Annotated in this window: 20 protein-coding genes and 1 tRNA gene; 9 read left to right on the forward strand and 12 right to left on the reverse strand. The window is 50.2% G+C overall.

The window, feature by feature from the left end; all coding sequences use genetic code 11:
• Window positions 1-6 precede the first annotated feature (6 nt).
• From BLS44_RS20110 to BLS44_RS20120, 3 genes are read right to left on the reverse strand one after another with little or no spacing between them, the layout of a single operon-like run.
• A complete protein-coding gene (locus BLS44_RS20110) occupies window positions 7-762 on the reverse strand; it encodes a LytR/AlgR family response regulator transcription factor (protein ID WP_090392033.1) in 756 nt (251 codons plus the stop codon).
• Window positions 759-2,525: a sensor histidine kinase gene (locus tag BLS44_RS20115; RefSeq protein WP_143019864.1), complete on the reverse strand. Its 1,767-nt coding sequence runs from the start codon at window positions 2,523-2,525 to the stop codon at window positions 759-761. Before BLS44_RS20115 ends, BLS44_RS20110 begins: the two co-directional genes overlap by 4 nt.
• Before the next feature lie 10 nt (window positions 2,526-2,535).
• Entirely contained in the window at window positions 2,536-3,879 is a 1,344-nt protein-coding gene (locus tag BLS44_RS20120) for a TlpA family protein disulfide reductase (protein ID WP_176954494.1), read from the reverse strand.
• Window positions 3,880-4,142: 263 nt separating this feature from the next.
• Here BLS44_RS20120 and BLS44_RS20125 point away from each other — a divergent pair, with 263 nt between their 5' ends.
• The 4 genes from BLS44_RS20125 to BLS44_RS20140 all read left to right on the forward strand — a co-directional run bounded on the left by BLS44_RS20125 (window position 4,143) and on the right by BLS44_RS20140 (window position 8,273).
• Window positions 4,143-5,468, forward strand: a complete 1,326-nt coding sequence (locus BLS44_RS20125) for a Gfo/Idh/MocA family protein (protein ID WP_090392036.1) — start codon at window positions 4,143-4,145, stop codon at window positions 5,466-5,468.
• Window positions 5,469-5,591: 123 nt separating this feature from the next.
• The gene (locus BLS44_RS20130; protein ID WP_245729308.1) at window positions 5,592-6,971 is read left to right on the forward strand and encodes a deoxyguanosinetriphosphate triphosphohydrolase; all 1,380 of its coding nucleotides are present in this window, start codon (window positions 5,592-5,594) and stop codon (window positions 6,969-6,971) included.
• 186 nt (window positions 6,972-7,157) lie between these two features.
• A complete protein-coding gene (locus tag BLS44_RS20135; RefSeq protein ID WP_090392038.1) occupies window positions 7,158-8,090 on the forward strand; it encodes an NAD(P)/FAD-dependent oxidoreductase in 933 nt (310 codons plus the stop codon).
• A gap of 110 nt (window positions 8,091-8,200) precedes the next feature.
• Window positions 8,201-8,273, forward strand: a tRNA-Thr gene (locus tag BLS44_RS20140).
• A gap of 36 nt (window positions 8,274-8,309) precedes the next feature.
• Here the strand turns inward: BLS44_RS20140 and BLS44_RS20145 are convergent.
• From BLS44_RS20145 to BLS44_RS20155, 3 genes are read right to left on the reverse strand one after another with little or no spacing between them, the layout of a single operon-like run.
• Window positions 8,310-11,540 carry an error-prone DNA polymerase gene (locus BLS44_RS20145; protein ID WP_090392039.1) on the reverse strand — a complete coding sequence of 1,077 codons (3,231 nt, stop codon included), beginning with the start codon at window positions 11,538-11,540 and terminating at the stop codon, window positions 8,310-8,312.
• A gap of 11 nt (window positions 11,541-11,551) precedes the next feature.
• Window positions 11,552-13,048: a Y-family DNA polymerase gene (locus tag BLS44_RS20150; RefSeq protein ID WP_090392040.1), complete on the reverse strand. Its 1,497-nt coding sequence runs from the start codon at window positions 13,046-13,048 to the stop codon at window positions 11,552-11,554.
• Between the two features lies 1 nt (window position 13,049).
• Complete coding sequence (locus tag BLS44_RS20155; protein ID WP_090392041.1) at window positions 13,050-13,784, reverse strand: ImuA family protein; 735 nt, start codon at window positions 13,782-13,784, stop codon at window positions 13,050-13,052.
• Window positions 13,785-13,938: 154 nt separating this feature from the next.
• Here BLS44_RS20155 and BLS44_RS20160 point away from each other — a divergent pair, with 154 nt between their 5' ends.
• Window positions 13,939-14,274, forward strand: coding sequence for a hypothetical protein (locus BLS44_RS20160; protein WP_090392042.1), 336 nt, complete (start codon window positions 13,939-13,941; stop codon window positions 14,272-14,274).
• Between the two features lie 34 nt (window positions 14,275-14,308).
• Here BLS44_RS20160 and BLS44_RS20165 read toward each other — a convergent pair whose 3' ends face one another.
• On the reverse strand, window positions 14,309-14,653 hold the full coding sequence (locus BLS44_RS20165) for a winged helix-turn-helix transcriptional regulator (protein ID WP_245729310.1): 345 nt from the start codon (window positions 14,651-14,653) through the stop codon (window positions 14,309-14,311).
• An 87-nt stretch (window positions 14,654-14,740) separates the two neighbouring features.
• Here BLS44_RS20165 and BLS44_RS26975 point away from each other — a divergent pair, with 87 nt between their 5' ends.
• A complete protein-coding gene (locus BLS44_RS26975) occupies window positions 14,741-14,857 on the forward strand; it encodes an SDR family oxidoreductase (protein WP_245729312.1) in 117 nt (38 codons plus the stop codon).
• A gap of 5 nt (window positions 14,858-14,862) precedes the next feature.
• Window positions 14,863-15,132 (forward strand): SDR family NAD(P)-dependent oxidoreductase, encoded by a 270-nt coding sequence (locus BLS44_RS20170; protein WP_245729318.1) that lies wholly within the window; start codon window positions 14,863-14,865, stop codon window positions 15,130-15,132.
• A gap of 25 nt (window positions 15,133-15,157) precedes the next feature.
• On the opposite strand, the gene BLS44_RS20175 is transcribed toward BLS44_RS20170, so the two are convergent.
• Complete coding sequence (locus tag BLS44_RS20175; RefSeq protein WP_090392045.1) at window positions 15,158-16,027, reverse strand: pirin family protein; 870 nt, start codon at window positions 16,025-16,027, stop codon at window positions 15,158-15,160.
• 11 nt (window positions 16,028-16,038) lie between these two features.
• Window positions 16,039-16,587 (reverse strand): YceI family protein, encoded by a 549-nt coding sequence (locus BLS44_RS20180; protein WP_090392046.1) that lies wholly within the window; start codon window positions 16,585-16,587, stop codon window positions 16,039-16,041.
• Window positions 16,588-16,713: 126 nt separating this feature from the next.
• On the opposite strand from BLS44_RS20180, the gene BLS44_RS20185 reads away from it, so the two are divergent.
• Both BLS44_RS20185 and BLS44_RS20190 read left to right on the forward strand, forming a co-directional pair.
• On the forward strand, window positions 16,714-17,121 hold the full coding sequence (locus tag BLS44_RS20185; protein ID WP_090392047.1) for a winged helix-turn-helix transcriptional regulator: 408 nt from the start codon (window positions 16,714-16,716) through the stop codon (window positions 17,119-17,121).
• Window positions 17,122-17,440: 319 nt separating this feature from the next.
• Entirely contained in the window at window positions 17,441-18,472 is a 1,032-nt protein-coding gene (locus tag BLS44_RS20190; protein WP_090392048.1) for a GntR family transcriptional regulator, read from the forward strand.
• Window positions 18,473-18,487: 15 nt separating this feature from the next.
• Here the strand turns inward: BLS44_RS20190 and BLS44_RS20195 are convergent, their stop codons facing one another.
• From BLS44_RS20195 to BLS44_RS20205, 3 genes are read right to left on the reverse strand one after another with little or no spacing between them, the layout of a single operon-like run.
• Window positions 18,488-19,777 (reverse strand): alpha/beta hydrolase, encoded by a 1,290-nt coding sequence (locus tag BLS44_RS20195; protein WP_090392049.1) that lies wholly within the window; start codon window positions 19,775-19,777, stop codon window positions 18,488-18,490.
• Window positions 19,770-20,948, reverse strand: a complete 1,179-nt coding sequence (locus tag BLS44_RS20200; protein ID WP_090392050.1) for an SGNH/GDSL hydrolase family protein — start codon at window positions 20,946-20,948, stop codon at window positions 19,770-19,772. Before BLS44_RS20200 ends, BLS44_RS20195 begins: the two co-directional genes overlap by 8 nt.
• Entirely contained in the window at window positions 20,948-22,564 is a 1,617-nt protein-coding gene (locus BLS44_RS20205; RefSeq protein ID WP_090392051.1) for a beta-N-acetylhexosaminidase, read from the reverse strand. Before BLS44_RS20205 ends, BLS44_RS20200 begins: the two co-directional genes overlap by 1 nt.
• Window positions 22,565-22,699: the final 135 nt, after the last annotated feature.

A 22,699-nucleotide genomic window follows, 5' to 3' on the forward strand; every position in this document is an offset into this window, starting at 1 on the left:
TATTTTTTATTTCAGGTGAATCAGCATTTTTGCCAGGTATTCCTTTTTACTTTTGGATACCGGTATCTTATCGCCGTTTTCCAGGGCCAGGTAGCCCCCGTCTTCCTTTACCCAGCTCCGGATATGACTCTTGTTCACCAGGTGCGACTGATGGCAGCGCACAAAACCATAGTCCGCCAGCAGTTCTTCATATTCAAAAATGGGATGGGAGACCGTGATCTTTGTACCATCGTTTAAAAAGAAAAAGGTATAGGCATTGGACGATTCGCAACGGACGATCTCTTTGGGATGTACAAACCGGGTTTCCTTAACTGTTGACAATGCCAGTTTATGCGTGGACCGCTCTTCCCGGTTCCGGATCAGTTGCAGCAGGTTTTCCAGTTCCCGGTTCTGCATTTTTTCGCGGATACGGCGCTCCGCCTTTTGTACGGCCGCCCTCAGCTCGTCTATATTCAGCGGCTTTAGTAAATAATCTACTGCCGAAAATTTAATGGCCTGGATCCCGTACTGGTCAAAGGCGGTGATCAGAATGATCTCAAAAGAATGAACAGGAAGCTCCTGCAACATCTGGAACCCATTCTTGCCCGGCATCTGTATGTCCAGGAAAACAAGATCCGGTTTTAGTGTTCTGATCAATGCAGCGCCATCGTCTGCATTCATTGCCGTCCCTGCAATCTGCACCTGCGGACAGTACCGGTGCAGCAGCCCTTCCAGGTTATCAATATTATTGCGTTCATCATCTATAATGACTGCCTGTATCATAATAGCCCGTTTTTAAAATATATTCTTGCTGTGGTCCCCATTTCATCTTTATCAAAAGAGAGCGCTATCTGCTGCAGCGGGAGGGTTTTATTCAGCAGCAGTATCCGGTCTCTGGTCAGCTTCAGGCCAAAGCCTCCCGTTTGCGCTCCTGCATCAAACCCCTTCCCGTTGTCGGTCACCGTTACAACCAGATCATCATTTTCTTTTTTAAAGTTAATTTGCAATACTCCTTTTTCCTGCAAGGCCCCAATCCCGTGTTTAACGGCGTTCTCCACGAGCGGCTGCAGCAACAGCGCCGGTACTTCAACCGCATTGCCATCGATCGCCTCATCCACGCTTATGTTATACCTGAATCCAAAGCGCAGTTGTTCCAGGTTCAGGTACTTTTGAAGTATCGCGGTTTCATGGGTGATACTGATCATTTCCCGGTCGCTCCCCTTCAGCGATTCGCGCATCAGGGTACTGAACTCCGACAGGTACTGATGGGCCCCGGCCGTATCATTCTTTGTGATCAATCCCTGTATAGAGCTCAATGCATTGAATACAAAATGGGGGTTAAACTGCGAGCGGATGGATTTTAATTCCGTGGAAACCCGTTGCTTTTGTAATGCCGCTGCTCTTAGTTTTTTATGCTGCAGCCGGTTTATATAAAGGATGATCAGAAAAGCAAGCGCGATCATAACCGCGGTACCCATGAGTACTTTGAACCAAAGGGCCTGGTACCAGGCAGGTTTGATCATGAAAGTATAAGCGCTGACTGTTTGCCGTTGAAAGGCATATCGTAATAGCAGCTGGTAGTCCCCGGGCTTTAGCTGCTGCAGCCAGATGATATTGGGATCAAAATTATTGCTCCTCCAGCCACTGCTGTCTTTTTGGTTATGCACGAGGTTGTACTCCACCAGCGTTTCAGATTTTACTTTGTCCTTCAGGTAAAAGAACAGATCCCTGTCAAACGACGAAAATGTCTTCTGCAGATGCAGCAGGCTATCGGGCGGTCTTGTTTTTATATCGCCATAATAGGTAGACCGGGGCTGTTGAAAATCATATTTCCACTGGTATTTATATACCTCAAAAAACGATTTCATTGCTCCCGAAGTAAAAGTGGCGATCACTTCGGGACTTCGTTTTGCCCAGAATGCAGTAACGGCACTGAGCGATTCCGGATCTTTTATGCTTTTTACTTCTACGATGATGTCATTTCCTACTGAGGCATTAAACGCTCCAAGGTAGGCCATTTCCTTGTATTCCACACCCGTAGCTGAAAAATGCCCGTACATATACACCGGGCTAAAAAAGCGGATGGGCTGCCACGGAACCAGGACCTTTGTTTTACCGGAAAGCACCCTGAACTGAAAGTCATTTTTATTTTCCGGCGTAATTCCATAGGCGGTTACAATAATTGAAGAAGAATCAAAAAGCGGCACGATCCCGCTTCCCAGAAAACCGTTCGTAAGCGCATACTGCTTACCTTTCCTATACGTTTTAACAAAATAATCCCCTTCTTTAAATTTTTCTCTCTGATTCAATACCGTAAAGGGGTATACACTTTTGGAATGAAAAATAGCCAGGGTAATTTCACCTGCCGGGCCTGGGTTCCGGTTTATGGAGCTTGTATTTTCAAGATAGTCATAGTTTTCTCTTATTTTTCCGCCATCCAATGGCGCTTTAAACAAGGGATTCTGGGCGTCGATCACTACTTGCTGGCAAAAGCAATGAATGGATAACAGCCATGCAATAACCGTATATAGAGCGTATCGGTTCAATTCCTTTTCTTTAATCTTTCAGTAATTTATTTAACTGCTCATCAACATCATACGGCCGTGCTGCATGTCTGTCAATAAGATTTCCTTTTTTATCCATTATAACATAATGCGGTACGCTGTTTATATGAAATGCCTCCTCCGCTTCCTTCATTAGTCGTTCATCCAGGAAATAATGCTCCCCTGCGATGTCTAATTCTTCCCGGGCTTTTTTCCAGTTCCGCTCCAGATCATGATATCCGCCCAGGTATAAAAATACAATATCCTTTCCGGCCAGTTTTTCTTTTAAACGTTCTGCCACAGGAAAATCGCCCCTGCAGGGAACGCACCAGCTTGCCCAGAAATCAATATACAGCACTTTGCCCTTATACTTATTAAAAATCTGCGTTAAAGAGGTTAGTGTATCCATAGGCATTGCCGCCGGGGGTTGGGTAAATTCCTGCCGGAGTGCATCCACTTCTTTTATGAGGCTTTTGTTCTGTACTGTTGTAATGTATTTTTTATATACCGGCAGGTATACGCTGTCATCCGCCTTTTTCAGCCAGGCCATGAGCCGGGTCAGCTGAATATCCCGGGTGCTGTTCTTAAGGGTGTGGGTAATATACCCGAAGTACGTTTGAGGGGTGAAGGGCTTGCCGGTCCTGGCAAATGCCTCATTTATATAAGCATCAACAACATCGTTATACTCCAGGGTATGTAATGCGGCGAACTCATCATCAAACCCCTGTTCAAATAATTGCTTTGGCAGGGCCGGGTGAAGCGTGTCAGAGCGGTCCGTGTTTTCTACAAGGGTCCTTTCATAAGGCTCATACCGGTATTTGGAACACAGCCATTTGTAATAGCGATCACTCATTTTGTGCGTTTTCCGGTATTGGTCCAGCAGGCCGGTCCGCTCCGCTGCTTTTTGCTTTCGCAATAACAAGACGCTGTCTGCACCCTTGTTCCTTACGGCCTTCCAATACACAGCATCGCGCGGGTCATTTTCTGTGGCATATACTGTATAATTAAAATCGTCTGCATTTTTGTTGATAGCGGTCAGCGGGGCGGCTTTGGAAAAATCTGCTGCCAGCTCAATATGACTGCCGCTAACGAGATCAAAAAACTGGTAGCCTTTTTTGGTCTCAATGAACCAGGTATTGATCTCCTTTTCCGGCAATACAATGCTGAAATGATTGTTGGCATCAATACGGGCCTTATATCTTCTGTCGCGCCAGCTCCGGGTATTATTGGTAAATCCTCCCGGCTCTTTAAAAACAATTACGCTGTCGCGCGCATGGGTTACGGTTCCTTTTATGGTTACCTGGCTGTAAGCCGCAGCCGGCATAAGCAATACGATGATGAGGAATAGTCTTTTCATTTCCCAAAGAAAAACGGTCTTAGCGGCTTTTTTAAGCGGCACTTTGAATCCGGATGCTATCGTTTTGAATACATCCCGGGAGGTGGTGTATCCCCTGTATTTGTTGATTCTGCAGCGCCGGGCGGTTACCGGTAGCCGGCTTTCGCCGGGAAATATGCCTTTTGGCATCCGTGCAAACCGGACCGGTTTGCCGTTTCTTTTAATCTATTTTTTTTGTAATCGATTGCATTTTTTATACATTTGACAGTACAAAACAGTTTGCCATGCATTCAAGAAGAAAATTTATAGCCCAGTCCTCGGCATTAGCGCTGGGGGGGCTGGCCTTACAATCTTTTAATACCCGTAACTTTTCACGTACCCGTACTTCCGCTGCCGACCAGATCCGGATCGGCGCTATCGGCATTAATGGGATGGGGTGGGCCGATACCGTTTCCATGCTTAAAAACCCTGGGGTAACGCTTGCCGCGCTTTGTGATGTAGATAAAAATGTGCTGGACAACCGGATGCGGGAGCTTTCGAAAATGAATATCGATACCTCTAAAATAAAGACGTATACGGACTACCGTTCCCTGCTGGACCGCAAGGACATTGACGCCGTGATCATCGGAACCCCCGACCACTGGCATGCACTGATCATGATCCATGCCGTGCAGGCCGGTAAAGATGTATATGTGGAAAAACCGGTGGGGAACTCCATTGCGGAATGCCGGGCCATGGTAGCCGCACAGGAAAAATACAATAAAGTGGTACAGGCGGGGCAGTGGCAGCGCAGCCAGCAGCATTTCCGGGATGCCGTGGATTTCATCCGCTCCGGCCAGCTGGGAAATATCCGTACGGTAAAAGTATGGTGCTACCAGGGCTGGATGAAACCCGGGCCCAAAGTAGCCGACAGCGCCCCCCCGGCGGGAGTGGATTATAAGTTATGGCTGGGACCCGCAAAGACCCGGCCCTTTAACTCCAGCAGGTTTCATTTTAATTTCCGCTGGTTCTGGGATTATGCTGGCGGGCTGATGACCGATTGGGGCGTGCACCTGATGGACTATGCCATCTTTGGAATGGATGCCCCGGTGCCCAAAACGGTTTCCGCACTGGGTGGCGATTTTGCCTATCCTGAGCTTTACCAGGAAACCCCGGATACCCTGGCCGCGCTTTACCAGTTCGACAACTTTAACCTGATCTGGGATCATGCCATGGGTATCGACAACGGGTTGTACGGAAAGGATCATGGTATTGCCTTTATCGGCAATAATGCCACCCTGGAGCTGGACCGCGGCGGATGGGAAGTGCTGGAAGAAAAACGCAGCAGCAAAAAGGTGAGCATGCAGCGTAAAGGGCCTTCTGATAACGGTTTGGACAAACACACCCAAAACTTTATCAATGTTGTCCGATCCCGCAAGCTTAGCGACCTGAACTGCCCCATCCAGACAGGGGCCCATATAGCCACCGTTTGCCAGATGGGCAATATCGCCTATCGCAGCCAGGCAAAAGTAACCTGGGATAAAGCAGCCAACAAGTTTACCGACAGCAAACTGAACGCGGCTTATCTTATGGCCCCCTACCATAACGGGTACACCCTGCCTAAAATATAAAACAAAGAATGACCGGCAGGTGCAGAAGGCAGGAACCCAGGTGCTGAAATCCGGGCCTGTGTTTCTGTGCTGCAGTGGCCAAAGAACATTACCTTAGCAAGGTTTAAATTTGCGATTATGGTAATGACGTGGAACAATTGTTTTTCTTCAAAGCGCTATGGGCTCGATAAAACATCTAAAGACATCCGGAGCGACTTCGAACGGGACTGGGACCGGATCATTTTTTCGAGCCCCTTCAGAAGGCTGCAGAACAAAACACAGGTGTTTCCCCTTCCGGAAGAGATCTTCGTACACAACCGGCTCACCCACTCGCTGGAAGTAGCCAGCGTAGGCCGTTCCCTCGGTGGACTGATCGGTGAAAAGATCGCTACGCTTCCGGACGTGGAAAAGGATCCGGGTGCCGCTGTTTTTTATACAAGCGATCTGAAATATGTTATTGCCGCAGCCTGCCTGGCCCACGACCTGGGTAACCCCGCTTTCGGGCATTCGGGAGAAGAGGCCATTTCAAAATATTTTAAAAAAAGCGACCGGTCGGCCCTGCCGGACGACATTGCGTTTAAACAACTATTCAGCCCCGCAGAATGGAAGGACCTCATTACCTTTGAAGGAAATGCCAATGCGCTCCGCATTCTTACCATGAAGCAGAACGGGCGGATGAAGGGTGGTTTCCGGCTTACCTACAGCACCCTTGCCTCCATTCTCAAATATCCCTGTGAATCCCTGGCTTCTGCAAAAGGCATTATTCACCGGAAAAAATACGGCTACTTCAAAATTGATGAAGAGGTATTCCTGGAAATAGCACAGGAGCTGCATATGATCCGCGATATGGAAACAAGTCCGGAAATAACCTATAAACGTCACCCTTTCGTATTTCTTGTGGAGGCAGCGGATGATATCTGTTATAGTATCATTGACTTTGAAGATGCGCACCGGCTGGGCATCCTGAGTTATGAAGAAGTAAGGAACAGTTTTTTAGCCATTATTGCCGCAGATCCCAAAGTCAACATGGATTCTGTTATAAGGGTAGCAGACGATCTGCGCGGAGATGCCAATGAATCCATTGCCTATTTGCGGGCAAAGTCGATCGGCACGCTGATCTACAAAGCTACCGAAGTATTCTGGGAGCAGCGGGAAGCCATCCTCAGCGGAACATTTGAAAAAAGCCTGATCAATGCCATCCCGGAGCTGGAAGCTGCGCTCCGGGAAATAGCTGCAATTTCCCGGCAAAAGATCTACAATGCCCGCAAGGTTGTGGAGCTGGAGATCGCCGGCTTCCGCATTATGTCGGGCCTGGTCGAAGATTTTGTTACCGCGGCCCTTACACCTGCCGGCGATCGGGAAAAAGAGCATCAGAAAATACTGGAACTGCTGCCCCGGCAGTATGTCTTTGATGAAACCGGGAGCCCTTACAGCAAGGTCATGCATATCCTCGATTTTATTTCGGGCATGACAGACGTATATGCCCTGAAACTATACCGGAAGCTCAGGGGAATCGAAATGTAGGGTTGCTCATTTAAAGCCCCCCGCAGCAGGAAACAGGGCCTGCATTCCCCGGAACAGCATTATATTCATTTTATTTATGCAACTATGTTGCATAAATAAAAAATAAACGATAGCTTTGCCCGGAGAACAGGCAGAAGCTATGTGTTATGCAGCCTGTTCTTCAATGAACCATTTAAACCGGTTTTTATGGAAAAGAACAGATCTTTTGATGTAGTGATCATCGGCGGCAGTTATGCAGGTCTTTCCGCCGCAATGGCGCTGGGCCGCTCGTTAAAGAATGTGCTGGTGCTGGATAGCGGAACACCCTGCAATGCTGCCACACCACATTCCCACAACTTTCTTACCCAGGATGGCAAGCCACCGGCTGAAATAGCGGCCCAGGCCCGGCAACAGGTAGCACAATATACGACCGTGCAATTCCTGGCCGACCCTGCTGCAGGTGCAACCGCCTCCAACGGGCAGTTTACGGTAACAACGCTCTCCGGAGATCAATTCAATTGCCGGAAACTGATCTTTGCAACAGGTATCAGAGACTTGCTTCCGGCAATTGATGGAATTAGCGAATGCTGGGGTAAATCGGTGATCCATTGCCCGTATTGTCATGGTTATGAATTCCGCAACCATAAAACAGGGATCCTTGCAAACGGTGCCGCGGCGCTGCACCTGGCAGTGCTCGTCCGCAATCTTACCAGCGACTTAACCGTATTTACCAACGGTCCCCTGCAATTTACAGAAGAAGAGCAGCTGCGGATGCTGCAGCAGGATATCACCGTAATACAAACGGAGATCCGTGCACTGCAGCAAACGGGAGGGCAACTGCAGCAGATCATATTTACAGATAATACTACGATGCCTTTACAGGCATTATATGCCCGTGTACCCTTTGAGCAGCAAACCCCGCTGCCTGCAATGCTTGGTTGTGCCTTTACCGAACAGGGACATATTCAGGTTGATCCCTTACAAAAAACAACGGTCCCCGGGATATATGCCTGTGGCGATGCGGCATCCCCCATGCGCTCTGTTGCCAGCGCTGTAGCCGGTGGCAATCTTGCAGGCGCAATGGCCAACCATGAGCTTTCACAGGAAGACTTTACCGGAAAGACCAGGGCAGAAATGTAAAAATGAAGGATTGTCGATAAGAAAGAAGCTTACCGCCAATAACAGGCAGCCTGCTTTTTAATTTTAAATTTTTTATTCGTTATTTTACATTCCCGGAGATACCGGGTAATGCCATCCTAGCTCAGTTGGTAGAGCAGCTGTTTCGTAAATAGCAGGTCGTGGGTTCGAGCCCCATGGTTGGCTCATAAAACACGGATCGTAACACAGACCTCCATCTGTTCATTTAAAATTCCTTGAAGGGAACAATTCGCCCTGTACTGCTTTTTGCCCGATGTCTTTTTTCTTCCCGGGAGCATCGGTTGCTCCCATATAAGAAGTGACTGTCAGCCGGAGCTCTTCTGCACCTGGCGCCACCATATCCTGCAAATACGCATTCATATTGTAGCAACGGCGTACCACTACATGGATCACGCTGCCTTCCTTTTGTAGCTTACCGGAAACCATCAGTAATTTCGACTGTAAAATTTCCCTCCGGTAGGTTTCAAATACTTTATGAAATACCACCAGGTTGGCTATGCCGGTTTCGTCCTCAATCGTAATAAAGCAAACCCCGGTTGCCGTTTGAGGCCGCTGCCGTACCAGTACCAGGCCGGCAATCCGTACAAAAGCACCGTCCGGCCACTCTTCTAACATACGGGTAGGCGCAATGTTCCGTTTCTGAAGACCGGGCCGTGCAAAACTTACAGGATGGGCCTTTAGCGACAGGGAAGTACTGTTATAATCCTGCAGTACATGCGCGGCAGCACTCAGTACCGGCAATTGAGCCGCGGGCTCTGCCGTGCTTTCAGAAGGTTGTCCTTCAAATACACCGGCAGGTTTATCTGCCAAGGCCGCCACCTCCCAAAGCGCCTGCCTGCGGTCCAGCCCCATGGACCGGAAGGCATCGGCATCGGCCAGGTATTCCAGCGCGGTCTGAGAGATCCCCGCATCAGACAGCTCAACAATGCTGCTGAAGGCTTGCATTCTCTTTTTGACCAGCAATTCCATCTCATCTTCCTTTACCCCCTTTACCTGCCGGAAACCCAGGCGCACGGGACAATATGCTCCGTTTTTTTCTTCAAGGGTATTGTTCCAGCAGGAATGATTTACATCAGCGGGGAGTACTTCCACGCCGTGTTTCTGTGCATCCATAACAATTTGTGCCGGGCGGTAAAATCCCATAGGCTGACTGTTGAGCAAGGCACAACAGAACACATCCGGGTAATAGTACTTGATCCAGGAGGAAATATATACCAGCAGGGCAAAACTGGCGGCATGGCTTTCCGGGAAACCATAGCTCCCAAAACCCTCCAGTTGTTTAAATACCCTTTCGGCAAATTCCTTTTCATACCCTTTTTTGATCATACCATCCACCAGTTGGGTGCGCCACTTTGTTACCTGGCCCGGAGCTTTAAATGTGGCCATGCTGCGACGCAGGCCATCTGCCTCCGCAGGCGTAAAACCCGCCGCAACAATAGCGATCTCCATGGCCTGTTCCTGGAAAAGAGGAACCCCCTTGGTCCGTCCCAGTATTTTTTTTAATTCCTCGGAAGGGTATATTTCCTCTTCCTCACCATTACGCCGGCGCAGGTAGGGGTGCACCATATCGCCCTGTATGGGCCCGGGGCGCACAATGGCCACTTCGATCACCAGGTCGTAAAATTCCCGGGGCCGTAGCCGGGGCAGCATCGACATCTGCGCCCGGCTTTCGATCTGGAACACACCGATGGTATCAGCCCGGCTGATCATCTTGTATACTTCTGTATCATGCTGTGGCACTGTAGCCAGCGTTAACGCCCGTCCGTGATGATTTTTGATCAGATCAAATCCTTTGCGGAGGCAGGTGAGCATACCCAGGGCCAGCACATCTACTTTTAAGAAGCCCAGGGCTTCAATGTCATCTTTATTCCATTCAATACAGGTACGGTCTTCCATGCGCGCATTCAGGATCGGGCAGAGGTCTGATAATTTATTCTGCGTGATCACAAAACCGCCGGTGTGTTGGCCCAGCTGCCGGGGAAAACCGATATACTGCCGGGTAAGCTCCAGTGTTTTTAACAGATGCGGATCCCGGGCCATAAAGCCCCCGCTCGTTTTTGATTTTCCCGCGGCCCATTCCTGCGTAAATTCATATTCGGACTTTGCCAGGTGATCCACCGAATCGGCCGACAGGCCCATCACCTTGGCCACATCCCTTACCGCACCCTTCCAGTGTACCTGTGTTACGGTAGCCACAATGCCCGCCCGGTTACGGCCATATTTTTCATAAATGTATTGCATTACCTCCTCACGCCGCTCATGCTCAAAATCCACATCAATATCGGGTGGTTCATCCCTGTCATCCGACATAAACCGGGCAAAGAGCAGTTTAATTTCCGCCGGGTTCACCGAGGTAATACCCAGGCAATAACAAACCACCGAGTTGGCGGCAGAGCCCCGGCCCTGGCAAAGAATTTCCCTGTTGCGCGCAAAACGCACCAGGTCATACACGGTCAGAAAATAGGAAGCATAGTTCTTCCGCTTCATAAATGCCAGCTCTTCCTTAATGGCGGTGTTGATCTCTTCCCATTTCTCCGGCTTCATTTCGGCCCTGTCAAATTTTTCCCCGGCGCCCTTCCATGCCAGGTATTCCAGCTCCTGCTGCGGTGTGCGGCCTTCTGTGGTAAGCTCCTCGGGGTATACATAGTTCAGCTGCCCCAACGAAAACCGGCAGGCATCCGCAATTTCCTGTGTACGGGCAATGGCATCCGGGTACAAACGGAACAACCGCAGTATTTCCTTTTGATCTTTCAAATGCCGCTCTGCATTCTGGCAAAGCCGGTAACCCGCTGTTTGTATGGTACATTTTTCGCGGATACAGGTCAGTATGTCCTGCAACTCCCGTCTTTCCATTTCATGATAGTGCACATCATTCGTGGCCACCATCGGAACACCGCACTGCTCCGCCAGTTGCGCCAGCCGGAATAATTTTTTCGCATCATTGCCCTGGTAGGTACATACCGCTCCCAGGTATAGCTGTTGTCCCAGCATTTTGCGATACTCCCTTACCGCATCCTTAAACGCCTGGTCAAGGTCAAAGGCCGCATTTAATTCCGGGGGCGGCACTACAATAAACTTCATCCCCTTTGCATACCGGTATACATCGGCTTTATACAGCACACATTTCCCCTTTTCCGTACGCAGGTTACCTTCTGTAAGCAATGCAGACAGCCGGCTGTACGCTTCCCTGTCTGTCGGATAGATCAGCAGACCGGGCCCATCCGCCAGATCCAGCCGGCAGGCGGGTATGATCCGCAGGGGCGTATTCCTTGCCGCGGCATATGCGCGTACCACACCTGCCAGGGTATTGCGGTCCGTAATGGCAAGCGCCGTATACTGCAACTCTATAGCCTGTTTCACCAGTTCTTCGGGATGCGATCCGCCGCGCAAAAATGTAAAATTGGTGGTCACCTGTAATTCTGTGTAGTGCATCGATACCTCTTTTATGCAAAAAATCCATGAAGGAACCATTGCGGTTTTTCTGCTCCATAATGCCCCGCCCTAAATAGCCAGTACCGGGCCCCGTCCTCGTCTTCCACCACATAGTAATCGCGTACCAGGCGCTGCTCCAGCCACCATTCCTGTTCAATACGTTCCGGGCCATCTGCCCTTGCTATATTATGAACCTTTCCCCGGTAACGGAAAAGCATGGGCGGATAATCCGGAACCGGAGCCGCAACAATGACGGGCTCCGGTTCCGGCAACAGGTATACGGGACGCGGCCGGTCGCTGCGCCAGGCGGCTCCGGTTTTCTCAGATAACCCGGCTGCAACAACGGAGCGCTCGGGCCAGTAATGTTCAGCCGGCTGGTACCGTTTTATGGCGGCATCCCCAAACCGGCCGGCGATCCGGTCCAGCAAACCCGCCAGTTCCGAGCCGGTATCTGCTCCTCCCAGCGTATTCCAGATGGCTTCCTGCCGTCCCGAAAACGCTTCTACAGCCGGAGCCTCCAGCGTAAACACTTCAATACCCATCCCCGGAGCAATGGTAGTCATCTTTGGCTCAAACAGCTTCAACAGATGCGCCGTATTGCGTACCGGCCGGTTGGTCCCGATAAAAATTTCCTGCGATCCGCCGTCTACGGTATTGATCTTAAATACAGCAGAACGCAACCCCTTGCCGGATCTCTGAAGACTATCGCAAAGCTGCTGCAGTAACGTTTCCAGGGCAATATCAATGGCAATCCTTGTATGTACCGGCTCTGTACAAGAAAGCTGCTCGCGGAAAATCACGGCCGGCTGCAGGGCTGTGGGTGTTTCCGGCAGGTGGCCCAGGGCCTGCGCAATACGGGTGAGCAGTGCCTGTCCAAAGCGCCGGCGCAATACCGTTGAAGGCATGGCAATAAAACTTCCGATATGCGCAAAACCCAGTTTTTGTAACCGTTCCAATACCGGGGGTTCCAGCCGCAACGCGGCAGGCGGCAAAGGGTTTAATGCTGCCTCCTGCTGCCCGGGAGCCGCAATAAAACCTGCTGCCCCAAAACGGGCAATCGCCCAGGCAGCTCCAACCGTATCTGCAATACCTGTACACACCTCGTAACCAATGGTCTTTAATTGGTGTACGATGGCATCCTGATAGAGCTTCTCACCACCCCAAAGGTGCGGGCAACCGCTAATGTCCAGCAGGATGCCATCCGGCAGACCGGGCGACACAACCGGGGTAAAACGAAGGCACCATTCCGCTAACCGGGTCAGTAATTTTTCTTCCACGCCCGGTTTATAATGAAATAGTTTTAACGCTGGCAGCAGGGCCTTTGCATCGGCCACCACCATTCCCCGTACAATCCCTTTTTTTACAGCCGGTGTACTGGCTGCTTTTACCATCAGCCGGCCCCGTTCCGGTGCGGCAATAATAAAAGGAGTGTCCTTTAAACCCGGCCGGAGGCGCAGCGCTCTATCGGCAAGAAGCGCGGGGAACCATATCGATAAATACCGCCGCATGCTATCCTGCTTTTTTTATAACAGCCGCCTGTTCTTCCACTTTTTCCGGCAGCACGGAAAAACCCTGCGGGGTCCACTGTACATTCCATTTACCCGGCCGGCCATTGCGTATTTTGCACAGCTCCACATTCCAGCCCGGGAAACCCACGCCCGGTAAGCCTTCGGGAGGAATACTGGCAATGGGGCGGATCCGCCAGCGGGAGACACAGGCCAGGTTGCCGGCAACCCTGTTCGTGCGGTGATGAATAAAACCGGTTACACGGCTTTTTTCCACAGCCAGCTGTAACCGGCGGGATGCCGTAAAACTTAGCTCCTGCACTTCCCCTACCACAGCGGCAAGGGTTGCACACTTAAGCCCCTCTTCAATAGACCAAAGGGCCTTCTTAGGATCCGGAGCTTCCACAAAAAGGACCTGGTCCGGTGTAATACCAAAAAAGCTTAACGCAGGCGGGAAGATATTCCGGTGCCGGCTTACCCAAAGACAGCTGCCCCTTTGCATGAGTGTACCCAGCAGGCCCGCTATAAAGCCGGTGGTAGCGGCCGCATCTTCAGCGCTGCTGCTCATCAATTCATGTACAGCGCTTACCGGGAATGCCCGATGCGGAAACGATTGGTTTATGATACCCAATCCTGTTTCCTGCAGCTCCGCATCCAGGGGAGCCCGCAGGCCCTGCAACAACAGCAGTTCTTCCTGCAGTTGCTGAAAAATGGTGGTATGAAACAGCGCCTCTGCCATATAACCGGGCTGCCAGCAGCCGCTGCTAAGGTACGATCATTTTACTAATATATTTAGTATTTTTTGCTACATTTCTTGCCTTTTACAAATCTGTGCTTTAGGGTAACAAGTCAGAACTTCCATTGATATACCGGTAACATCAAACATTAAAACAATGAAAACAACGCTTACACTTTGCATATTCCTGGTATGGGCACAGGCCGGGTTTGCCCAGGACAACAACTCCCGGATCATTATCAGTTCCGGGATGCCGTCACGGATCTCCATGAATGTAACCGTACCCAAACAGCAGCGGGCCGCATCTGCAGATACTACTCATAACCCTTTATACGAACAGGGAGGAAATTCAGGACAGAACCCGATGTTTGAGAACAGGATCCAACCGGCACATCCTGACTACAACCAGATAAAAAACGGGCAAAACATAAAAAGACAACCAGCAGAAAACCGGTACAGTGGTTTAAGAGATGTGGTAAAGACACAGGTATAGCCAGGCCGGACAAACAGGGCCATTAGCCCAGGCATCAGGGTTTGTCTGCACGACCTTTCAGGATGGTTTTCCGGTGCTGCCGGCCCCAGCGGATCATTTCCTGGATGATCGTTCCAAAACTGCGGCAGTAGGCAGTAGGCGCATACTCCACCAGCACGGGCGTATCGGCATAAACGGTCCTTGTTACCAGGTTGTTCATCTCCATTTCTTTGAGCTCTTTCGACAGCATCCGGGTGGTGATACCGGGAATGCTACGCTCAATTTCCCGGAAACGCCGGTGGCCATTGCAAATAGCATTGATGACCGGCAGCCGCCATTTTCCCCCGATGAAGTAAAGGGTGTCCTGCAATGCTCTTAATTCTTCTGCATGATTGCGCATATCTGTTGTTGTTATCTGGTATACTCTATGATACTGGTTACAAAAGTATATCATTTACCGGGTAGCTTTGCTAAAAATTAAAGATCTATGCTACAGCAGAAAAAAGCCCTTATAACAGGAGGGAACAGCGGCATCGGGTATGCCACAGCAAAGGAACTGGCAGCCCGCGGAGCTCCGTATACCAGGCCAGCAAAGCCGCACTGAACTCTATCGCCAAAACCGCCGCTGCCGAACTGGCATCCCGGAAGATCCGGGTAAACATGATCAGCCCCGGGCCTACCAGAACAGAAGTATTGAGTAAATCCGGCGCGGATCCGCAAACGGTTCAAAACCTTTTTAACCAGTTGGCAGCTGCCATTCCGTTGAAAAGGACCGGCACTCCCGAAGAAGTGGCAAAACTGGTTGCGTACCTGTGCGATGCACCGGCTGCCTTTATTACCGGTGCAGAGTTTGTAATGGATGGCGGCATGACCCTGTAAATACCAGGGTGCCGTCCGGCTGTTGTTACAGCAGGATCCGCTGTGCTGCCGGTACCGTTGCAATATGCGGCATCCGGCCCTCCCTGTATTGGCGGTACAGTTCGGGAATTGCCTCCGCACTGTCGGCTATAAAAGGGCCATGCGTAACGATCTGCTCGCGCAGCGGTGCACCGGCATAAAGCACCAGCCGGGCAGCTCCTTTTGCAACAATTTTTAATGTACTTGGCCCCGCTTCTTCAAACAGATCCAGCCATCCCACCTGTTCCTTATGCAGCAGTTGTTCATTTGCACCGGCAATAAGCTCCCCTTTCAATACATATACAAATGTGTTGTACTGTGCAGGAAGATCGAGCAGCGCAGTTGTACCCGCCTCCATCGAAATATCGGCAATGATCAGCGGCACATAATTTTGCACCGGTGCAGTAAGTCCGTTCAATGAACCGCTGTATAACCGGATCTGTACACCGTTATTATTGAGTACCGGTACGTGTTCCAGCGGCAGGTCCTGAACCCGGGGCAGTGCGTTCCTGTATTTGCGGGGAAGGTTCAGCCACAGCTGCAACAGCCTTAACTGCATGGGCCGGTTGATGGTTTCTGTATGCACCACGCCACTGCCGGCGGTCATTAACTGAAAATCTCCACTCTGCATTTTATATGCCTCATCGCCGATCTCACCTTCCAGTAGTAAGGACACTGTTTCAAAGCCGGCATGCGGATGTGCTCCGCCCGAGGGCCCGGTATCCTTCTTATCCAGTATATCATCCATCAGGAAGATAAAGGGATCGGAAACGCCGAAGTCGGCGCCTACCAGCTGACGGGCCATATGGCCGGCACCCAGAAACCCGGGACGGGCTTCCGGGGTTTCTGTTCTTATAATCTTTCTTTCGATTTTCATAACGGGGCCTTTTATGCAGGAACAGCCACAGCCTGCTTTACCAGCTCCAGCTCACTCTGGATCTTTACTTCCTCACCCAGTGCAATGCCGCCCGTTTCCAATACCGAGTTGAAGTTGATCCCCCACTGGCTGCGTTCAATTTTACCGGTAACAAAAAAGCCTGCCCGCTCATTGCCCCAGGGATCCTTTGTAGTACCGTTGTGCTCTACGTGCAGCTGCACCGGCCGGGTAATACCCTTCAGGGTCAGGTTGCCCCGCAGCTCAAAGGTATCTTCACTTTTGCGTTCGATACCCGTTGATACAAATTCCAGTTCCGGGTGCTTTTCCACTTCAAAAAAATCGGAATTTCGGAGGTGCGCATCCCGTTGCTCGTTATTGGTTGACACGGAATCCATGCGGGCCGTGAGTTTTACCTGTGCTTTACTAAAATCATCCCCGGGTGCATCTACCGCTACCTGAAAATCCCGGAAAGAGCCTGTTACATTACTGATCATTAAGTGCCGGATCTTAAAACCCAACTCACTATGTGTAACATCGGATAACCATTTTGTTTGTGTCATAATTTATTTTTTTGTTTACGGGTACAAAGTTATTTCAGGTCGCTTACAAAAAGTAAGCACTTAACAAAAGGTAAGCACTATACAAGACGTAAGTGGGTATCTTTGCCCTTCAACAACAATAAGATCATGGCAAAATTGAATAGCAGCGATGTGCATCTTTCAGCTGAAGCATGTAATGCCAATCTGATGGCAGTCGGAGATGCGCTGTACGCCATCGGCGGAAAATGGAAACTGCGGATCATTGTGGCGTTAAAGACCGGCAGCAAACGCTTTAATGAGTTGCAGCGATCTATTGAAGGCATTTCGGCCAAAGCCCTTGCGGCGGAATTAAAAGACCTGGAGCTGAACGGGTTTGTACATCGCCGGGTATTTACGGGTACTCCTGTAGTGGTCAGCTATGAGTTAACGGAATATGCCGGTACCCTGGGCGATGTACTGGACGCGCTTTCTTCATGGGGCAGGATGCACCGGGAAACCATTAAGAAAAGCATGCGTAAAAATAAAAGCATGGCTTCGCCAAACCTGGCCCCATAATTTGCCTTAAACCGTTTAAGTATGAACAAACTTAAAAAAACTGACAGGGATTGCTATCCTGTATTGACCTGACTTACTGGATTGCCACAGACACACCGATCCTTTGAACCTGCAACAAACAGGCACAAAAGTCCTCAGCGCTCCCTATGTTTGTTCAAAGTTGAACGTTTCATTTATACCGGCTTCGTTCGGGGAAAAGCCCCCATTGTATAGCAGGTATATGGTTTGGATGCAGCGCGGTCTTGTGGCTATACACCACATTTTTCCTGCTCGTCATTTAATAGTATATTGGTCTTTTGAATTGCCAACATTTTTTTAGATGAAAAAACAACGCCTGCTGGATCTGATCCAGGTGGATCCGTATTCGAGCACACCCAAATATCTTCAGATCGTTAATGCCGTTCTAAAGGAAATTGAGAAAGGAACCATAACGGCGGGCGACAGCATGCCATCCATCAACGAGTTCAGTATCGAGCTGGATATAGCACGGGATACGGTAGAACGGGGTTACAAACAGCTACGCCGCCTGGGGATTATTAATGCAGTTCCAAGAAAGGGATACTTTATTGAGCGTACTGAATTTCAGCGCCCGCTCCGGGTATTCCTGCTTTTCAATAAACTAAGTACCCCCAAAAAAATGGTTTACGATGCTTTGGTAAATGCACTGGGCGATAAAGCGGGTATCGATTTTTATATTTATAACAATGATTTTCATTTGTTCAAGCGCCTGCTTTCGGGCAGTAAGGATCATTACACCCATTACGTGATCATTCCACATTTTATCGACGGGGGCGAGCGGGCTTCCGAGATCATCGATACCATTCCAAAGGATAAACTGATCCTGCTGGATAAACTGGTGCCGGGGGTAAATGGTGCGTACGGCTCTATTTACATCGACTATCAAAATGATATTTACCAGGCGCTTCATGATGCCCTTGAGCATCTTGAAAAATACCATACCATTAAGCTGATCTTCCCGGACAACAGTTACTATCCAAAGGAAATAAAAAAAGGCTTTGCCCATTTTTGCCAGGATAATGCCTTTTCTTACAGGATCATTCACAATATCGAAAATGAACCCATTAAGCAGGGCGAAGTATATATCAATATGATCGAGGAGGACCTGGTAACCCTCATTGAAAAAATCCAGCCCACCTCGTTAAAAATAGGCGCACAGGTGGGCATTATTTCCTATAACGAAACCCCGTTCAAAAGAGTGATCTTAAACGGGATCACAACGATCTCTTCCAACTTTCATGAAATGGGGGTTATGACTGCCCGGGAGATCCTTTCGGGAACCACGGAAAAGCAAAAAGTGCCCTTCCTGCTTACATTACGTCCTTCTTTATAGGTAGCCGGCGGACTGTTACGGCAACACCGTTCTTGCCGACTCTAATCCAAAAAGGTTCACGGTACTTACGGAGATCGTTGAGGAGGATGCGCCTGAATGAGGGATGCCGATCTGCAGTGCAGGCAGCTCACGCGGGTAAGCATCATCGCCGTTGGTATCAAAGTTCTGACAGGTACCGGTTTCCGGAAAACGGCCGATCAGCTGGTCATTCCTATAAATATTAAAATGGCTGATACCGGATTCTATGTCTGCATCTGCTTGCCAGCTCAGCATTATAGCATCACCCTGTACCTGCACTCCCCTCACATGGTTGGGAGCCGGGGGCGGTGTATGATCGATAACGGTGCCGGTGATCACATATTCCCTCCATTTGGCAGCGGTTGCCGAATCGGGGAACCAGGCCGCATTCCGCTTATTACCCGGGAAACGCTGCGCCGGGTATATATTGTAAGATACCGTATCGCCCAGCCATGCCTGGGACCGGTCCGCGGGCCTCATGGCTGCATACCCGGCTCCCGGTGCGGACGGAAGCCTTTGCCGCAGCACCGCTTCATAGAACGGGATGGCTATATACCGGACATAACTGTAATTGTGGCTCTGGTAAGGGGTACAGGCAATGCTGGCATACCCGCCCCGGGAGCGCAGTTTACCAAATTCCCTTATGGATGTTTGCCAGCAGCAGGCATCGCCTGCCGGCCCCGCATGCCGCATCATTACCGGCACCTCCAATGCGGCAGGCGGGTAGGCCCCCGGCTCAAATGCCGGTGAATATCCAAACACCGCCAATATCCTTTTGGGATATTCCCTTAACATGGACAAAGCCCAGTAACCGCCGCCGGAATGGCCCCATAGCAGCCAGGGCAGCGCTGCCAGCTCCTTATGCCCGGAGGCCTTCCCAATGGCCGCAAGCGCTTTGATGAGCGCCGGGCCCGATCCGGATCCGGGGTTTCTCCAGTCATGGCAGTTGCCTTTAGCGGAGTAAAGGTCGGGACCTACGATGGCCAGGTTCCATTTTTTTGCAAATGCCTGGTATTGCAGATCAAAAGCCGTAGCAATTCCCCGCCCCTCCATAGTACAGCCGTGCTGATGCACAAAAATACCCTGCAGACCGGATACACTATCGGGGATAAAAACCGCGTACCGGGCTGAATCAAATGTGTAATGCGCATCGGTTTGCGTAATGATATAGACCTTACCATTGGCCACCTGCCGCACCTGGTATCCAGGGGCGGTATTTTTCTGAGCCCTAGCCGATAAAGGCATCAGCAGCCCGCAAAGGCCTAACCACCATCCTGCCTTATTCATAAATTTCAGGTATATCCGTTAATGTTTGCAGAAACATCAGCCGTGAGCCTTTTGCGTTCGGATGATGATAGATCTGGCCAAAATCATAGTCTTCATGCCACATGGTGGTTTTATCTACCACAGCACCATCAAATCCTACCGAGGTTGCTTTATCAAACCGGGCGCCTTTGATCCGATATCGCTGACGGACCTTTTCAATAAGCGCATTCACCGGCACCTGGCTGCCGCTTTCATTGGCGGGAATATTATTAAGAATGGGTATGGCGCCCTGCAACTTTATATATTCCACCAGGGCGCTAAGGTTTTGCTCCGTATTGCCCCCATTCGTACCAATGGTAACCATTACATATTTGGCCTTTATAAAGGGCAGTTCATTTTTGATCCGATCCAGCAATTCATTAATAGTCGTTCCTCCCCGGCCGCTGGCCATCACTTTTCCGTGAGCCTGCCCCCGGATGAGCTGGGTCCACGAATGGGCGAAATCAGCCCTGGGGAAATAGCCTTCCGGCTCCGTTATGGAATCGCCATAGATCAGCAGCAACAGGTCACATTCATTTGAAAGCACGGTCATCTGCTGAACACAGATCTCCGATCCTTCAGCTAAACCAAAACAATAATAATCGTGCTGAAGTCCTGCAAAAAAACCAGGGCCCACCGCCCCGGCCCGTACTCCACCGGTGCCATCGGTTGTTGCAGCAATACTGTCGGCAGCGCCGGTATACAGATCGGTCAGCCGGAGCATTACGGTCTGGTAGTTCCGGTGCACTTCCACCAGATAGTCGTGCCCCGGATCCAGGAACGGTACGGTTTTCCGGGTTACCGGGTTGGTCTGAATACTGATCGTTTTGCGGGTCATATCCACAAAGGCTTTAAAATCGCCCTGGTCGCTTTGAAAAACCGCCCTGGCATCCGCCGAAAAACGAACCCGGTAGCGGACGAGGCGCGTTGCAAGAGAGTAATATTTATTCAGTCTTGCCAGCTGTCCTTTTACGCGCATCTGTATGCCGTTTGCCGTATACCGGGCATCCGGCCATACCAGCTCCGGGTATTGGCCCGCGGTGTCAAACACCTGGTTATACAGGACAACTGTAGCTCCTGCCGATTGCTGACCTGTTGCAGGGTGCCAGCAAAGCAAACAGGCCAGCAGCCACAGCTTTCGGGCTAACGGCATCAGTACTTTCCTTTTTGATACTGGATATAACCTTTCTCCGTCCATATTTTTTCAAGAGGAGCCAGTCTTTTCCGGAAATCGCCGTAAGATTTTTTTGTATCATAGGGGATCCATCCCACTTCTGCAGAAGCCGCAATACGCGGAAAGGTCTGGTAGTAGATCCGCTCGCTGGTTGGGGTAGACTCGCCCCACATCTGGCAGCCGATCCCCAGTATCTTTTTCCGATCCGCGCCGGTTACCCCTTCCGGTATGGGGTTAAACATATACGTCTTTTCAAGCGGCGTGGTTTCATAGGAATAATCCAGGTAGGTAAAATGCCTGTCGGAGTTTACCACATCATATCCCTGGGCAATGGCCTTGTTTACCAGCTGCACATTCCCATCCCAGAACTGTACGATCGTACCTTTTGCAAGCCGCTCCGACTGGCCGGCCTGCACATGTGCTTCCTCCCGGATGTTATCGCCGGTGATCTCGTTCCACCCGATCATGCGGTATCCCTTTGAAGCGATGTACTGCGACATGCGGTTGATGGCCCATACCTGCAGGTCGGAGTATGTAGGCAGGGAATGCGCCTTCATAAAATCATTGATGGGCTTTGAATCTTTCCAGTGCCGGTAATCAGCCTCATCGCCTCCTATATGAATGATCCCATCCGGAAACAGTGCGATCACTTCGTCCAGTACATCATGCAAAAATTGCTCTACTTTAGGATCCGTAACATCATACAGGTCATAGTGCACCGGCTTACCGGTTTGCTTGCTGCTGGCCCCCAGCCAGGGATAAGCAAAAATAGAGGCAGAAGCATGGGCCGGCACTTCAATTTCAGGGATCACCGCAATGCCTCTTGCATGCGCATAAGCAATGATCTCTTTGATATCTTTTTGAAAATAAAATTGTGCAGGAGGATCCAGGAACAGGCTGTCCAGGCGGCTTTCGGAATTTTGGAAATGCACCATATGCCCATAGTTCCCTCTTGACCCGATCCGGGTAAGCAGGGGATACTTTTTAATTTCGATTCGCCAGGCAGGGTCATCTACCAAATGCCAGTGGAAGGTGTTCAGCTTTAAACGGGCCATTTCATCCAGCAGTCGTTTTACCATTTCCTTTCCGTGAAAATTACGGCTTTCATCCAGCATATAGGCCCTCCAGGGAAACGCCGGCTTATCGGCAATCACACAGGCGGGGAAGGATACCCCATCGGCCTGTGGCTCCTGACCCAGCTGCCGCAGGGTTTGCAATGCATATAGCAATCCTTTGCTGCCATTGGCCTGCACACTAACCGCCGGGCTTTGAGCGTTTCCGGAACGTAGTTCCAGCCTGTAGGACTCGTCTTTAGGATCATTGGCTCCTGTATTAAGTGCAAAACGGACCCGGGCCTTTTGCGGTGTACTTACCCACCGGGGCTGAAGACCGATCTCTGTAAGAACCGCATCCCAATACGCCGTATCGATCTGCACATTGCGATCCATATAAATGGCAGCATCCCGCTCCAGTTTTACCGATCCCTTTTTTAACTGAACAGATGCCGGCTGCGGAATGATATTTAACGGCTGCTGCTGTGCCTGCAAACTACCCGTAAATAAACCTACCGACAGGCAAACCATGATTCCTTTCATACCTATACAATTTTTAAATTATGCTTTTATATGTTGAAGTTGAAATGTTCCTTCTTTATATATCTGAGCCGGTACGTTTTGTACCATTTACGCCCTTGCGGGCACAGGCCATCAATCGTTATACATTATGCAAAC

The sequence above is a fragment of the Niabella drilacis genome (assembly GCF_900101395.1).
In the GTDB taxonomy this organism is placed as follows: Bacteria; Bacteroidota; Bacteroidia; order Chitinophagales; family Chitinophagaceae; genus Niabella; species Niabella drilacis.